General features: G+C 67.0%; 15 protein-coding genes. 11 read left to right on the top strand and 4 right to left on the bottom strand.

The annotated features are described in order from the left end of the window. Positions 1-30 precede the first annotated feature (30 nt). From ARADN35_RS0119375 to ARADN35_RS26600, 3 genes are all read left to right on the top strand, one after another. Positions 31-555: an anthrone oxygenase family protein gene (locus ARADN35_RS0119375; protein ID WP_010465091.1), complete on the top strand. Its 525-nt coding sequence runs from the start codon at positions 31-33 to the stop codon at positions 553-555. Between the two features lie 110 nt (positions 556-665). Further along, positions 666-1,283, top strand: a complete 618-nt coding sequence (locus tag ARADN35_RS0119370) for an NADPH-dependent FMN reductase (protein WP_010465089.1) — start codon at positions 666-668, stop codon at positions 1,281-1,283. A 79-nt stretch (positions 1,284-1,362) separates the two neighbouring features. Next, positions 1,363-1,641 carry a YkgJ family cysteine cluster protein gene (locus ARADN35_RS26600; protein ID WP_035197512.1) on the top strand — a complete coding sequence of 93 codons (279 nt, stop codon included), beginning with the start codon at positions 1,363-1,365 and terminating at the stop codon, positions 1,639-1,641. A gap of 31 nt (positions 1,642-1,672) precedes the next feature. Here ARADN35_RS26600 and ARADN35_RS0119355 read toward each other — a convergent pair whose 3' ends face one another. After that, positions 1,673-2,041, bottom strand: a complete 369-nt coding sequence (locus ARADN35_RS0119355) for a VOC family protein (RefSeq protein ID WP_010465086.1) — start codon at positions 2,039-2,041, stop codon at positions 1,673-1,675. Positions 2,042-2,387: 346 nt separating this feature from the next. Between ARADN35_RS0119355 and ARADN35_RS0119350 the strand changes: the two genes are divergently transcribed. The 7 genes from ARADN35_RS0119350 to gstA all read left to right on the top strand — a co-directional run bounded on the left by ARADN35_RS0119350 (position 2,388) and on the right by gstA (position 9,893). Beyond that, a complete protein-coding gene (locus ARADN35_RS0119350; protein ID WP_010465084.1) occupies positions 2,388-3,305 on the top strand; it encodes an RNA polymerase sigma-70 factor in 918 nt (305 codons plus the stop codon). A 146-nt stretch (positions 3,306-3,451) separates the two neighbouring features. Then, positions 3,452-3,916, top strand: a complete 465-nt coding sequence (locus ARADN35_RS0119345) for a carboxymuconolactone decarboxylase family protein (protein ID WP_010465082.1) — start codon at positions 3,452-3,454, stop codon at positions 3,914-3,916. Positions 3,917-4,125: 209 nt separating this feature from the next. Further along, a complete protein-coding gene (locus ARADN35_RS27040) occupies positions 4,126-5,709 on the top strand; it encodes a tail fiber domain-containing protein (protein ID WP_050812554.1) in 1,584 nt (527 codons plus the stop codon). Between the two features lie 14 nt (positions 5,710-5,723). Next, positions 5,724-7,451: a tail fiber domain-containing protein gene (locus tag ARADN35_RS27035; RefSeq protein ID WP_010465078.1), complete on the top strand. Its 1,728-nt coding sequence runs from the start codon at positions 5,724-5,726 to the stop codon at positions 7,449-7,451. Beyond that, complete coding sequence (locus ARADN35_RS0119320; RefSeq protein WP_010465076.1) at positions 7,448-8,164, top strand: Ig domain-containing protein; 717 nt, start codon at positions 7,448-7,450, stop codon at positions 8,162-8,164. The genes ARADN35_RS27035 and ARADN35_RS0119320 overlap by 4 nt, the downstream gene beginning before the upstream one ends. Before the next feature lie 258 nt (positions 8,165-8,422). Continuing rightward, complete coding sequence (locus ARADN35_RS0119315; protein ID WP_010465074.1) at positions 8,423-9,193, top strand: class II aldolase/adducin family protein; 771 nt, start codon at positions 8,423-8,425, stop codon at positions 9,191-9,193. A 91-nt stretch (positions 9,194-9,284) separates the two neighbouring features. Next, a complete protein-coding gene (gstA, locus tag ARADN35_RS0119310) occupies positions 9,285-9,893 on the top strand; it encodes a glutathione transferase GstA (protein WP_010465072.1) in 609 nt (202 codons plus the stop codon). 2 nt (positions 9,894-9,895) lie between these two features. Here the strand turns inward: gstA and ARADN35_RS0119305 are convergent, their stop codons facing one another. Next, entirely contained in the window at positions 9,896-11,122 is a 1,227-nt protein-coding gene (locus tag ARADN35_RS0119305; protein ID WP_010465070.1) for a YbfB/YjiJ family MFS transporter, read from the bottom strand. A 156-nt stretch (positions 11,123-11,278) separates the two neighbouring features. On the opposite strand from ARADN35_RS0119305, the gene ARADN35_RS0119300 reads away from it, so the two are divergent. After that, positions 11,279-12,382 carry an alkene reductase gene (locus ARADN35_RS0119300; RefSeq protein ID WP_010465068.1) on the top strand — a complete coding sequence of 368 codons (1,104 nt, stop codon included), beginning with the start codon at positions 11,279-11,281 and terminating at the stop codon, positions 12,380-12,382. A 161-nt stretch (positions 12,383-12,543) separates the two neighbouring features. Here the strand turns inward: ARADN35_RS0119300 and ARADN35_RS0119295 are convergent, their stop codons facing one another. Beyond that, positions 12,544-13,131 (bottom strand): hemerythrin domain-containing protein, encoded by a 588-nt coding sequence (locus ARADN35_RS0119295; RefSeq protein WP_010465066.1) that lies wholly within the window; start codon positions 13,129-13,131, stop codon positions 12,544-12,546. Positions 13,132-13,377: 246 nt separating this feature from the next. Further along, positions 13,378-15,045, bottom strand: coding sequence for a methyl-accepting chemotaxis protein (locus ARADN35_RS0119290; RefSeq protein ID WP_010465065.1), 1,668 nt, complete (start codon positions 15,043-15,045; stop codon positions 13,378-13,380). Positions 15,046-15,061 lie beyond the last annotated feature (16 nt).

Genomic DNA, 15,061 nt, shown 5'->3' with positions numbered 1-15,061 from the left:
GTGCGGGCATCTCCCCAAAGGCCCGCCCCCATGACCACCGCCCCACACCCCCACAACACGCCTGCCCGGCTCTCCCTCATACCCCATGCCTTCGCCGTGTTGTGGCTGGGCCTCATGGCCGGGTTCTTCGGCACCTACAGCGCCAACGTCAACCTGGCCATGTTGCAGATGGACGGCGCGACCTACGCCACGGTGCAGTCCGCCTTCAACCGCAACGTGCGGCACGCCCTGTTCTTTGTGCTGTTCTTTGGCCCACCCTTGTGGTGCGCGCTGGCGATAGCCACGGCCTGGCGTGAACACCGCGCGCTGTGGTGGCGCCTGCTGGCCCTGGTCGGCGCGGCCTACCTGCTGGGCATCGTGTTCTTCACCCAGCAGGTCAACCTGCCGCTCAACCACACCACCGAAGCCTGGAACCCCCAGGCCCTGCCCAACGACTGGCTCCAGGTGCGCGACCAGTGGAATGCCGCCAATCTGTGGCGTGCGCTGCTCAGCGTGGGGTGTTTTGCGGCAGCGCTGGGAACGCTGGTGGGGCGGCTGGCCGGTCGTCGCACGTAGATCGCCGCACAGCCTGCCCTCACCACCGTGGAGCCGCGACACAAAACCCCGTTCAGCACGCCCCGCTTGCAGGATTCCTGCCGCCCGCCTGTGATTCAATCGCAGGCACCATGCCCCAGACCACCTCCCCCTCCTCCCTCCTCATCTTTGCCGGCAGCACGCGCCAGCAATCCTTCAACCGCAAACTGGCCCACGCCACCGCCGCCATCGCACGCGATGCGGGTGCCACCGTCACGCTGCTGGAGCTGTCGGACTTCGACATCCCGCTGTACAACGCAGATCTCGAAGCCCAGGGCACACCGGCCGACGTGATCCGGCTCAAAGAGATTTTGTGGCAACACCCCGCCTGGGTGATCTGCTCGCCCGAATACAACGGCAGCTACACCGCCTTGCTCAAGAACACCATCGACTGGGCCTCCAGCCCCGTCAAAGGCAACCCTGACTGGCAAGACGGCGGCAAGAGCTTTCGCGGCAAGGTGGTGGGCATGCTCAGCGCCTCGCCCGGCGCCCTGGGCGGCCTGCGCTCACAAAGCCACCTGGCCCCGCTGCTCATCAACGCCGAATGCTGGCTCGCACCCAAGGCGTTTGCGCTGGGCTCGGCCGGCAGCGCGTTTGACGACAGCGGCGCCCTCATCCAGCCCGCCCACCGCGACCGCGTGCGCGCTGTGGTGGACCAGGTGCTGTGGGCATCCAGCCGGCTGCACGGCGATGCTGCCGCAGGCCAGTGAGCGCAAAAATTTGAGTCAAAATAGCCTCTAGCGCTTTACGGATAAGCACTAGCAGCTATACAAACAATAGCAATCATCCATGAACTGCCGCCCCGGCTGCGGCGCCTGCTGCACCGCCCCCTCCATCAGCTCACCCATACCGGGCATGCCACAGGGCAAGCCTGCGGGGGTGCGGTGTATTCAACTGGGGGACGATGCGCGCTGCCGCATTTTTGGGCAGCCCGAGCGACCGGCGGTGTGCGGGGGGCTGATGCCGTCGGTGGAGATGTGCGGTGCGAGCAACGATCAGGCACTGGCGTATCTGACGCGGCTGGAGCGGCTGACCCAGCCGGAGAGTGTTGGCGAACCGGTGGCGTAGCCGGTCCCCTTTCCGTCTGGCCGGGTGCCCGCTACTTCATCGAGTGAAGCCCGACCTTGTTGCCCTCGGTGTCCACAAAATGGGCAAAGAAGCCGAAGTCGTTGCCAATTTCCGTCTTCGGCACCACCACCGCCCCACCCGCCTGCGCTACGCGCGCCAGCATCGGGGCCAGGTCGTCTCCGCCATTGAGATACACCATCGTCCCGTTCTGCGAGGGTAGGCTGCCCTCGGCCTGCACGAGGGCACCGCCCACGGCGGCGGGGTCGGAGGACAACATCCCCATCGTGGTCGGCCCCATGGCCATGGGTGCGACGGTGATGCCCAACACCGTCTCGTAGAAGGTCTTGGCGCGGGTGAAGTCGGTCACGGGGATCTCGAACCAGTTCAATGCATGGGCCATGCTGCGCTCCTTGGCTTGCGGGATGAAAACCCGCACTGTGAACCATTGCGCAGCCCGGCGCAATGACGGCCCGGCCAGGGCGCCGCGGGCCTTTCCGCGGGCCGTCCCTTCCCTGTCATGAACCCCGCGCGGGGGTTGCCTGCGCACGCCCGGTTGCGTACAACATGATCATCCCTCCCCGTCTTCGGCTCTACTCAAAAATGCCTCCTGCGCTTTACTGACAAACGCCAAAAGCTATCAAAACAGAAGCAATCAAGGCTGCTCTGTCACACAACCGCTGCCTCCAACGTCTGTGCAGGACCACGGAACCGTCTTCCCACACTCCTGCCTGCCGCACGCCACCGCCATGACCACGAACCCCGCACCTACCGCCACCGACCCCTTCACCACCCTGCGCCCCCGCCTCTTCGGCATTGCCTACCGCATGCTCGGCGTGCGCGCCGATGCCGAGGATGTGCTGCAGGACGCCTGGCTGCGCTGGAGCCGCCAGGACCCCACCGTGCTGCAGTCGGCCGAGGCCTGGCTGGTGACGGTGGTCACGCGGCTGGCCATTGACCGGCTGCGGGCCCTGAAGGCCGAGCGCGAGGCCTATGTGGGCTGGTGGCTGCCCGAACCACTGGTGGAGCTGCATGACAACACCACCGGCGATGCGCTGCACCACAACACCCCCGAATCGGCCGCCGAACTGGCGGGGGAGCTGTCGGTGGCATTTATGTATGTGCTGGAGCGTCTGGGGCCGGAAGAGCGCGCGGCGTTTTTGCTGCGCCAGGTGTTCGACTACGACTACCCCGAGATCGCCGCGCAGCTGGGCAAGAGCGAGGCCAGCTGCCGCCAGATGGTGCACCGCGCCAGCGAGCGCGTGCAGCAGGCGCGCACGCGCTTCGAGGTGCCGCAGGCCGTGCACCACCAGCTGCTGCAGCGCTTCATGCTGGCCGCCCAAAGCGGCGACCGCAACGCCATCGAGGCGCTGCTCAGCGAAGACGCGCAGCTGATTGGCGACGGCGGCGGCAAGGTGCCATCGTTCCCCAAGCCGCTGGTGGGGCCGTTCCGCATCGCCAACCTGTACTGGGCGCAGTTCCGCCGCCTGGGGGCGCTGGTGGTCTACCGCATGGCGCTCATCAATGGCGAGCCCGGCCTGCTGCGCTATGTGGATGGCCAACTCGAATCGGCCCAGGCATTTGTGACGGATGGCGAGCGCATCGTGGCCATCTATGCGGTGCGCAACCCTGACAAGCTGGTGGGCATCCCGGCCACGCTGGAGTGAAATCATTTTGAGGATTTTTGGGGCCCCGTGTCACAGCAGCAGACCCGGCAACGTCTAACCGGTATGAAAGGCAGCAACACCACCGCAGCCTTCATGCCCAACGTTTTCAACCCCAGGCCATTGCCACTTACACCCAAGGATCTGCCATGCCATCGACCACCCAACACACCGCCCGCCTGCCCTATCACAAGCTGTCTTCCAAGGCCTTCATGGGCCTGGTGAGCCTGTCGGAAACCATCAAGAAAGGCCCGCTGGGCGCCCGCCTGGCCGAGCTGGTGTTTCTGCGCGTTTCGCAGATCAACGGCTGCGCGTACTGCATGGACATGCACTGGACCTACCTGGTCAAGGACGGCATGGACCCGCGCCACCTGAACGCCGTGGCCGGCTGGCGTGAGGCGCCTTTCTTCGGCGAGCGTGAACGCGCCGCCTTCCGCTGGGCCGAAATCATCACCGCCACACCCCACAGCGATGCGAGCGATGAGGAATTCGCAAAGCTGCAAGCGGTGTTCAACGAGACGGAAATCTCCGAGCTGAGCTTTGCCGTCGCCGTGATCAACGCGTGGAACCTGGTGAACGCCGGGATGCGCGCGCCGATTCCAGAAGCGGGCTGACACTCCCGACGCGGCACAGGGGCCGGCGTGCGGCCTACCGCCCCTTGGCGCTCGGGAGCGGTAGGGCCCCAACCCCTCTCCCTTGCGCAATTCCGGATTGACTCGACAGTCCAGGTCACTCAAACTCAAGTGTTTCCATGGGTAACTGGCGTCGCAAAGATGCCTTGCCAACGTTCCCGTGCGCTTCCACCGCTTGTGAGACCACCGCCATGAACTTCCTGCACCGAACCGCGATGGCCCTGATGGTGAGCCTCGTCGGCGCCACGTGCGCCGCCCAAGCTCCCGTTGCGTCCATCACCACGACGCGCCAGCCCGAGCGCATCATCTGGACCGCCAACACCCCCCACGGGACGGGCAAATTGCGACTGGCAAGCCCTGACGGCACCACCACCGACCTGGCGTTCCCACGCGCCCCGATCGTGCTGGAGCCCCAGCGGGCGGGCCTGGCCGACGGGCGCTATTTCTATGAGCTGAGCCTGGATCCTCCGCTCGTCATGGATCCCGCACAGGCCCAGGCCACCATGCACCAGCGCATCGTGTCCGGCTCCTTTGTCGTGGCCCAGGGCCAGCTCGTGGTGGGCGGCTCCGAGTCCAGCGCGCCCGCACCGCGCACCAAGTCGGCGGCCACCACGTTCTCCACCAAGGATCAGGTCGTCGCCGACGACCTGATCGTGCAGGGCAGCCTGTGCGCGGGCCTCGACTGCGTCAACAACGAGTCCTTCGGTTTTGACACGGTGCGGCTGAAGGGAGCCAATCCCATCATCCACTTCCAGGACACGAGCGTCGGTGCCTTTCCCAGCAACGACTGGCGGATCAAGGCCAACGACACCGCCTCGGGCGGCGCCTCCTACCTCGCTATCGAGGACGCGACCTCCGGCAACCAGGTCTTCACCGTCAGTGCTGGGGCCCCCACCAACAGCCTCTACGTCAGCTCCGGCGGCGACCTGGGCCTGCGCACCGCCACGCCCGTGCTGGACGTGCACGCCCTGACGGGCGACACGCCAGGGGTCCGCCTGGAGCAATCCTCGGCGGGCGGCTTCGCGGCGCAGACCTGGGACATCGCCTCCAACGAGGCCAACTTCTTTGTGCGCGACCTCACCGGCGGATCGCGTCTGCCGCTGCGCATCCGCCCTGGAGCACCCACCAGCAGCCTGGACATTGCCGCGTCGGGCAATGTCGGCCTGGGCATCGCATCGCCGACCGCCGCACTGCACGTCATGCGCAACGACGGCACCGCCCAGGTCCTGGTGCAAGAGACCAACGGCACAGCCGCCCAGCGCACCCTGCTGAACCTGGCCAACAACGGCCCCGCCACGCTGCGCTTCACCACGGCCTCGGCCACCGGCTGGGACATGACCGCCGGCACGGCCCTCACCCTGGCCACGCAGGGCGCAGGCACACCGCAGTTCACGCTGGCGGCGAACGGCAACCTGGCAATCACCGGCACGCTGAGCACCGGCTCCAGCCGCACACTCAAGACGGGCATCGAGCCCGTCAATGGCACCACCTTGCTGGAAAAAGTGCTGAGCCTGCCGCTCTACCACTGGCGCTACAAGTCCAGCCCCACGCAGGAACGCCACGTTGGCCCCATGGCCGAGGACTTTCGCAAGATCTTCCAGCTCGGCCAGGACGACAAGAGCCTCGCTCCCGGCGACCTCGCTGGCGTGACCCTGGGGGCCGTGCAGGAACTCGCCCGCAAGGTGACCGAGCGCGAAGCAGACATCACAGCAATCAGGGCCCGCATCTCCCTGCTCGAAGCGCAGATGGCGACCCCCGCCAAGCCTGCGCGCTAAGGGGGTTGCCAGCCATGCCCTACCACCACACCCCCCTGCAGTGCCGGCAGCAGCCCCGCGCCGCGGCCCTGCTGATGGCTACCGCGCTCGCAGCGTCGCTGCTGTGCCAGAGCGTGCAGGCACAACAACCGGGCGACGGGCCCGCTGCTGCCGCAATCACCGCCCGCCTCCTGGCCCAACGGCTGGAGTGGACCCCCGCCGCGCCCCATGGTCGCGCTGTGCTGCGCATCGCGCGCGACGGCGAGGCGCCACGGCAAGACATCGTGCTGCGCAGCCCGCTGGTGTTCTCGCTGCAGGACACCCCCCTGCCTGACGGGCGCTACACCTACGAGCTGACGCTCGCCCCCACCACCAGCGCCGTGCGGACCGACGATGCCACTGCGGCCCTGGTTCCGGCCGCACCCGTGGGCCCCGGTGGCGCCATGTTCAGCGGCAACGTGTCCGTGGCGGGCGGTGCCTTTGTGCTGCCACCGGATGTGCCGCCCCGGGGCGAGGTCGGTGCGGCGGACGACAGCACCACCACCGGTGTGCCCACCACCCGGTCCGCAGCACAGGCCAGCGCCCGCACGCGCCTGGCCACCAAGGACCAGGTGGTCGCCGACGACCACATCGTCCAGGGCAGCGTCTGCACGGGATTCGACTGCGTCAACGGCGAGGGTTTTGGCGACGACACCCTGCGGCTGAAGGAGAACAACACCCGCATCGGTTTCTGGGACACCCGGATTGCACCGTTTCCCAACAACCGGTGGACCCTGGTCGCCAATGACAGCGCTAGCGGCGGGGCCAGCTTCATGGGCATCGAAGATGTCACGGGCGCCAAGTTCCCCGCGCGCTGGCAGGCCGGCGCACCGGCCAACAGCCTCTACGTAGACCCGCAGGGGCGCGTGGGCATCCGCACGGCCGTGCCCGTGCTGGACCTGCATGTGGTGTCCAACGACACGCCGGGGTTGCGGCAAGAGCAGAGCAACGTCAGCGGCTTCACGGCCCAGACCTGGGACATTGCCGGCAACGAGGCCAATTTCTTCGTGCGCGACGTCACGGGCGGCTCGCGCCTGCCCCTGCGCATCCGCCCCGGGGCCCCACATTCCAGCCTCGACATTGCCGGCAATGGCAACGTCGGCATGGGGACTCCGCGCCCCCAGGCATCGCTGAACCTCCGGCGCGCCGACGGCTCCGGCACCTTGCTGGTCGACAACACGACGACCGCTGCCTCTGCCGCGCGCGTGCAGATGGAGCTGCAGAACAACGGCGCCATCGCAGCGCGCCTTGCGCATGGCACGGGCACCGCCTACTGGACCCAGCACGCCAGCGCCACCGCCTGGAGCCTTGCCCCCAGTGGCAGCGGCAGCAATGCGCTGTCGATGCAGGCAGGCGGCGGCCTGGTGGTGGCCGGCACGCTCAGCCAGGGCTCCAGCCGTACGCTCAAACACGACATCAGCCCCGCCCCGGTCCACACCGTCCTCGGCGAAGTGTTGAACCTGCCGCTGTATGCCTGGCGCTATCTGAGCGACCTCAACGCCAGCCTGCACCTGGGGCCCATGGCCGAGGATGTGCACCACCGCTTCAAGGTGGGAGCAAGCCCGCAGACGCTGGCGCCCAGCGATGTCGCAGGCCTTGCGGCCGCCACGGTCCAGGCCTTGCACCAGAAGCTGGCCGCCAAGGATGAGGAACTCCTGGCCCTGGCGGAACGCCTCTCGGCCCTGGAACGGCAGCTTGAACGCAATCGCGGAGGCGCGCGATGATGGCCCGCGCAGCGCGGGCTGCAGCCACCTGGTGCCGGCACCTCCTTGCGGGAGCAGGGGCCGTCGGCCTGCTGTTGTGGAGTGCTGCAGCCGCAGCCCAGAGCATCAACGTCACGCCCTCCACCATTCCCGTCCCGGTACAGGGCGTGCCGTACAGCGTGACCTTCGTGGGCAGCAATGGCGTGGCGCCGTACCAGTTCCTGGTCAGCACCGGCATGCTACCTGCCGGCCTGAGCCTGTCGGCTGGCGGCGCCCTCACGGGCACCCCCACCACAGCGGCGGCCTACAGCTTCACCATCACGGTGTCCGACTTCCTGGGCCGCGAGTTGGACCTGACAGGCACGGGCGCCGTGACCAGTGCGCTGGTCATCACCCCGCCACCCGGACTCGTCGTCAACACGCCGTACAGCGGACAGATCCAGGTGACGGGAGGAACAGGCCCCTACACCTTTGTCATCAACTCGGGCGCCTTGCCACCGGGCATGTCACTCAGCGCCAGCGGCATGCTGACTGGCACACCCACCACCCTGGGCAACTACATCCTGGTCATCCGGGTCACGGATGCCAACGGCCTGTCCTCAGTCATCACGCTGAACATCAGCGTCGCGGCCACTGCCACGATTCCGGTCAACGACCCCTGGATGCTGGCCCTCGCTGCGCTGGGATTGGCCTGGCTGGGACGGCAGCAACTTCGGCAGCGGCAGCGGTACTGACGCACCGGCACCGGGCGCATAGGCGGCCCAGACACGCCTACGCCTGCTGCCCGACAAGGCCGGGTTGCCGGTCCCTGCGCCAGCAGGGACCCGGCACCGCCGTTCCACGTCACGGCCAGACCCGTGCTTGGCTGCTCCTGGGCCACAGGGCCGCCAAGCGGCCCCGAAGTGCGTCAGGTGTAGCCTGCCTGACAGACCCTGGCGCAACACCGCCCTACAGTGGCGTCTCCCACCCCTACAAAAACCGGAGACACCACCATGCTCAACATTCCCTCCCTGCAAGAAAGCGTCAGCCCCGAAGAATGGCAGCTGCGCTGCGACCTGGCCGCCTGCTACCGGCTCGTTGCGCTCTATGGCTGGAGCGACCTGGTCTTCACCCACATCAGCGCCAAGCTGCCCGAGTCAGTCTCGGGCCCGGAGCACCAGTTCCTCATCAACCCCTACGGCCTGATGTTCGAAGAGATCACGGCGTCGAGCCTGATCAAGGTGGACATGTTGTGCAACAAGCTGCACGAATCGCCCTTTCCCGTGAACCCGGCGGGCTTCGTCATCCACAGCGCCGTGCACGAGGCGCGGCCCGATGCGGGCTGCGTGTTGCACACCCACACCCGCGCCGGTGTGGCCGTTAGCGCGCAGAAGGGCGGCGTACTGCCCATCAGCCAGCAGAGCACCTTCGTGCTGGGCTCGCTGGCGTACCACGAATACGAGGGCGTAGCCTTTCGCGACGAGGAAAAGCCGCGCCTGCAGGCCGACCTGGGCGAGGCCAACTTCCTCATGCTGCGCAACCACGGCCTGCTCACCGTGGGCAAGACCATTGCCGATGCGTTCCTGTCGATGTATACCTTCGAGAACACCTGCCGCATCCAGATCGACGCCCAGACCGGTGGTGAACTGACCTCCGTGAACCCACAGATCGTGAGCGGCGTGGCGCAGGCCATGCGCGTGCAGACCGGTGGGTTGGGCGGTGCGTTTGCCTGGCCAGCGCTGCTGCGCAAGGTGCAGCGCGAGGCGCCGGGGTACGACAGCTAAGGCCCTCCCACGGGGGAAAAAGAATCTGCCAGCAGCGAACGCGCCCAAGGCATAGGATCGGTGCCTCCTGACTACTCCCGAAGGATCCTCCATGAAGCTGTACTACTCGCCCGGCGCCTGTTCCCTGTCCCCGCACATCGCCCTGCACGAAGCAGGCCTCGCCTTCACGCCGGTGCTGGCCAGCACCAAGAGCCACAAGCTGCAAGACGGCACCGACTACTACGGCATCAACCCACTGGGCTACGTGCCCATGCTGGAACTGGACGACGGCACCCGCCTGCGCGAGGGCCCGGCCATCGTGCAGTACATCGCCGACCAGGTGCCTCAGAAAATGCTCGCGCCGCAAAACGGCACGCTGCAGCGCTACCGCCTGCAAGAGTGGCTGACCTTCACCGGCATGGAGCTGCACCGCGGCTTCAGCCCGCTGTTCAACCCGGCCACACCCGAGGAGTACAAAGCCATGGCCCGCGAAAAGCTGCTGGATCGGCTGCAGTGGGTGGACAGCCAGCTAGCGGGCAAGCAGTACCTGATGGGTGATCAATTCACCGTGGCCGATGGCTATTTGTTCACTGTGACCAGCTGGACGAAACCGACCAACCTGGACATCTCCGGCCTGGCAAATCTGGCGGCTTACCGGGATCGCGTGGGCGCACGTCCTGCCGTGCAAGCGGCGATGAAAGCCGAAGGTTTGCTGAAGTAACGCTAGAGCGGGCGCTGGCGCGAAGCCACCAGCGCCCCCACCCACAGCGCGCAGGCCGAGAACACCAGCCCGCGCGCCAGGCCGCCGGGGCCGTCGGCGATCCAGCCGACCACCGTGGGCCCGACGATCTGGCCGGCCGCGAAGACGATGGTGAAGGCGCTGATACCGCTGGCCCACAGCGCCTGCGGCAGGTTGTGCCGCACCAGGGCCGTGGTAGACGCCACCACCGACAAAAACACCCCACCAAACAACAGGCCCGAGGCCAGCACCACCGGCCAGGCCCCCGTCAGCGCAGGCAGGATGGTGGCCACACCCAGCAGCGCATTCAGCCGCGCCAGTGCTTCGCCACCATGGCTGCGGTCCAGCAGCCCGGCCCAGACGCGCGATGACACCACCACGGCCAGCCCGAGCAAGGCATAAAACAGTGTCACCTCGCCCGCACCCCGGCCCTGATCACGCAACAGGGCCACCACAAAGGTCATGTAGCCGATGTAGCCCACGCCAAACAGGCCATAGCCCAGCAACGCGGGGGCCAGTGCCCGCCAGCGCACCCGCTCGGGCAATGCGGCTGCGGATGTTGCCCCGGCTCCGCCGGCCACGGGCGCTGCCAAACCGCTCAACACCCGTGCGGGCCACAGCAATGCCGCCGTGGCCCCCACGCAGGCCAGCGCCAACGCCCACCACGCCCAGGTCCAACTGTGCGGCGCAGGGGCCACTGCCAACACCGCTGGCACCAGCAGGGCCGACAGGCTGATGCCCCAACCCGTGCCGCCGTAGTACAGGCCCAGCAACAAGCCGCTGCGTCCCGGCACCTGGGCCCCCAGCCGCGCCGCCAGCAGGCCCCCCGCAATGAACACCAGGGCACTGGCCCCACCCGCCAGCAAGCGTTGCACCAGCAGCGGCGCCGCCTGCGTGAAGAATCCGCTCAAGCCCATGAACACCGTGGCCATCACCGCACCCACCATCAGCACGGCACCCGGGGCCAGGCGCCGCAAGAGCCAGGGAGTAGCCAACGCGCCCAGCAGATAGCCCAGGGCATTCACCGTGTTCATGGCCCCCGCCAGCGTGTAGGACCAGCCCAGGTCTTCGCGCATGGGCGGCAGCAGCAAGGCATAGGCAAACCGCGTGATGCCCAGCGACAGGGCGGCACCCATCGACAAAGCCACCGCCAGCCACAGGCTGCGCCACGGAGATGCAAAGGAGAAGGCCAAAGGCAGTGGCGCAGACATAGCGGCCCATTTTCACGCAAGGCGCTCAACACCACACTAGGCCATGGGCTAACACAAAACCGGAACCCTTGTCGACGCCAGTGTGCTGCACGTTTTGCGCTGCAGCATTAAGCTGCAAGGCTGCTTTTCCGCACGAACCTTTTCAGGACCTGCCCCATGACCTCTTTGTTTGACCCCATCCGCGCGGGCGACCTCCAACTGGCCAACCGCGTTGCCATGGCGCCGCTGACGCGCAACCGCTCGCCCGAGGCGATCCCCACCGACCTGGTCGCCACCTACTATGCGCAGCGCGCCAGCGCCGGGCTGATCATCTCCGAGGCCACGGCCATCAGCCCCCAGGCCCAAGGCTATGCCGACGTGCCCGGCCTGTACGGCACCGAGCAGCTCGACGGCTGGAAAAAAGTGACCCACGCCGTGCATGCGGCGGGCGGCAAGATCGTGGTGCAGCTATGGCATGTGGGCCGTGTGTCGCACACCGACCTGCAGCCGGGCAATGCCCACCCGGTGGCACCTTCGGCCATCCGCGCGCACACCAAGACGGTGCTGATCAAAGAAGGCGTGCCCACCTTCACAGAAACCTCCGAGCCCCGCGCGCTCAAGGCCGAGGAAATCCCCGGCATCGTGCAGGACTACCGCCATGCAGCCCGCAATGCGATTGCGTCAGGCTTTGATGGCGTCGAGATCCACGCGGCCAACGGTTACCTGATCGACCAATTCCTCAAGACCGGTGCCAACCAGCGCACCGACGACTACGGCGGCAGCATCGAAAACCGCGCCCGCCTGCTGTTGGAAGTGACACGCGCCATCGTCGAGGAAATCGGCGGTGGCCGCACGGGCATCCGCTTGTCCCCCGTCACGCCCGCCAACGACATCGTGGACGCGGACCCCCAGCCGCTGTTTGACTACGTGGTGCGCCAGCTGGGCCCGTTGGGTCTGGCTTATGTGCACATCATCGAAGGCGCCACCGGCGGCCCGCGCGAGGTGGAAGGCCGTCCATTTGACTACGTCGCACTCAAGACGGCATACCGTGCAGCCGGTGGCCAGGGTGCATGGATGGTCAACAACGCCTACACCCGCGAGCTGGCTGACACAGCCCTGGCCCACGGCGCCGACATCGTAGCCTTTGGCCGCCCCTTCATCGCCAACCCCGACCTGGTGACGCGCCTGCAAGCCAACGCACCGCTCAACGAAGTGAACCGCGCCACGCTCTACGGTGGTGGTGCCGAGGGGTATACGGACTATCCCGCACTGATTGCATGAAATGATTCGCGCATTGCGACGCGGTCATCCCCGCCCCCGGCAACTGGCGTAGCGCTCTGCCAGCGGCCGCCGCGCAAGGGGCCGCCGAGCCGCACGGGCGGCGCTTCGCTGGCGTGTGTTGGCGCGCAGTCCCCCTTGAGAGGGAGGGCGCCGCAGACGACTCAGGAGGGGCTTCCAAGTCCAATAGGGCTGGGCGCCCGCATCACGATCCGGGTGAACAGGCGGTCATACGCCGCATCACGTGGCTTGCCGGGCGCCAGGGGGTTGGTGTTGCTGGCAAAGGCCGCATCGATGGCCGCCCAGTCGCCGGGCTGCAGACACTCCTGTGCCGCAGGCAGCACCACGGTTTCTTCCACGCGCATATGGTCCAGGTAAAAGCGCACATAGCGCTGCAGCGCCTCGGCAAAAACCTCGCGGCGTGCATCGCCCATCAGCTCCCAGCCCAGCAAAAGGTGCTGCAGCTCGCGCACTGCCGCCTCGCCGCCTTCGTGGTCACGCTCCAGCTGCGCAATGGCCTCGGCGGCCTGGGGTGCACGCTCGGCCACCTTGGGGAACAGCCATTGCGATTCCTTGGGGTGGTGCTGCCGCTCGGGAAACTCGTCGATATAGAACAGCATGGCCCGCATCACGTCAAAGAACGCGGCAGGCTCATCGCCCGGGCCCTGGTCGAGCATCAGGCGCAAGGAATGGAGCACGGCCGCAAGCGATGCATGCTCTTCGCGAATGGTCCGCAGGCTGATCGATGGCATGGCGCACTCCCCAGGTTAGACACAACCCGAGGGTGCCACGCGGCGCCATGCACACCCATGACGCAGGTCAATAAATGGACAGCGACCTGCACGCGGCGCCCTGCAGTGCCCAGGGCCCTGCGAGCACACCCGCTCGCGAAGAGCTGGTCTGCGTTCTGAACGCAAAAGGCCCTGCAAGCCGACACTGCAGGGCCTTCGATACCGGCCCGCGCAAAGGCGAGCAAAGGGGCGCTCAACGTTGCCGGATCAGCGTGCCAGCCGCGCCTGCGCGGGGGAAGCCAGCGCCTGAGACTCTGCATAAGGCGCCGCCACGCTGCTGCTGCGGTGGGCAGGATGGCCATGCCCCATGGCCTCCGCCAGACGGAACTGCTGCACCACCTGCGACAGCCGCGCCGCCTGCTCCCGCAGCGACTCGGCTGCAGCGGCGGACTCTTCCACCAGCGCCGCATTCTGCTGGGTCATGCGGTCGATTTCGCCCACCGACTGGTTCACCTGGCCAATGCCGGCCGACTGCTCGGACGCAGCCGCCGTGATCTCGCCAATGATGTCGCCCACGCGCTGCACGCTGCTCACGATGTCCTTCATCGCCGTGCCCGCGTCTTCCACATGGCGCACACCGCCGTCCACCGCCGTCACGCTGCTCTGGATCAGGCCCTTGATGTCACTGGCCGCAGCCGCCGAGCGCTGGGCCAGGCTGCGCACTTCGCTGGCCACCACGGCAAAGCCCCGGCCCTGCTCACCTGCCCGCGCGGCTTCCACGGCAGCGTTCAGCGCCAGGATGTTGGTCTGGAAGGCGATGGAGTCGATCAGGCCGATGATGTCGCCGATCTTGCGGCTCGACGCAGAGATCTCGTGCATGCTGGCCACAGCCTGCTCCACCACCGAACCACCGCGCGTGGCGGTGCTGGAGGCCGACGCCGCCAGCTGGTTGGCCATCTGCGACGACGACGCCGTCTGCTGCACCGTGGCGGTGAGCTGCGACAGCGAAGACACGGCCTCCTGGGCGTTGCTGGCCGTCTGCTCGGTACGCTGCGACAGGTCCTGGTTGCCGGTAGCGATCTCCTGGCTGGCCGTGGCGATGTTGCCGCTGGCATCGCGCACTTGCGCCACCAATGCTCCCAGGCCCTGCTGCATGTCGCGCAGCGCACGCTGCAGGTCGGCCACTTCGTCCTTGCCCTCGGCAGCAATGTGCTGCGAGAGGTCACCCCCCGCAATGGCCTGCGCCATCTTGCGTGCGTCTTCCAGGGGGCGGCAGATCGAGTTCATGTTCATCAGCGTGGTGGGCACCACCACCAGCACGGTGATCAGCACGGCCAGCACAAACAGCCATTTCGTCTCGTTGGACACCTGGCCCTGCTGCTCCACGGCCTTGGCGACATCGGCGCGCAGCACGGCATCGAGTTCTCCCACCAGCTTGTCGGCCTGGTCGAATTCGGCCACGGCCTTGCCGCTCATGCGGTTGGCGATGGTGGCCGTGTCGTAGCCACTGGCCTCCAGCTGGCGGGCCACATGGGCGAACAGTTCGCGGTAGCTGTCCAGGCGCTTCACAATGTTGCGCACCACGACGTTGTCGGCATCCTCATCGCCCTCCAGAAACTTGGCCGCAATCTTCTTGGCCTTGTCCTGGCTTTCCAGCCATTTGGCGTGCGAGGCCTTCACGGCCTCCGGCTTTTCGTAGCCGATGATCATGTCCTTCTCGAACTGGCGGATGGCCCCCATCTCGCCGCGCAACTCCGCCATGTAGCCCACCTTGGCGAAGGAGTTGTTGGTGAAGTCCTCGCTCATCGCGTGGATGCGGAACATGCCCAGCATGCCCGCACCCCCCAGCAATCCCAGCAGGCCCAGCACCACGCCAATGGCCCCCAGCATGCGCAAACGTATGGTGAACTGCCGCATGAGCGAGAAGAGATTCATGATCTGTCGTCCTTGA

Origin of the sequence: Acidovorax radicis N35 (assembly GCF_000204195.1) — a bacterium.
Taxonomy (GTDB): Bacteria; Pseudomonadota; Gammaproteobacteria; order Burkholderiales; family Burkholderiaceae_C; genus Acidovorax; species Acidovorax radicis.
Note: the sequence above shows the minus strand (reverse complement) of the source record. Positions and strands in the feature narration are given on the sequence as shown.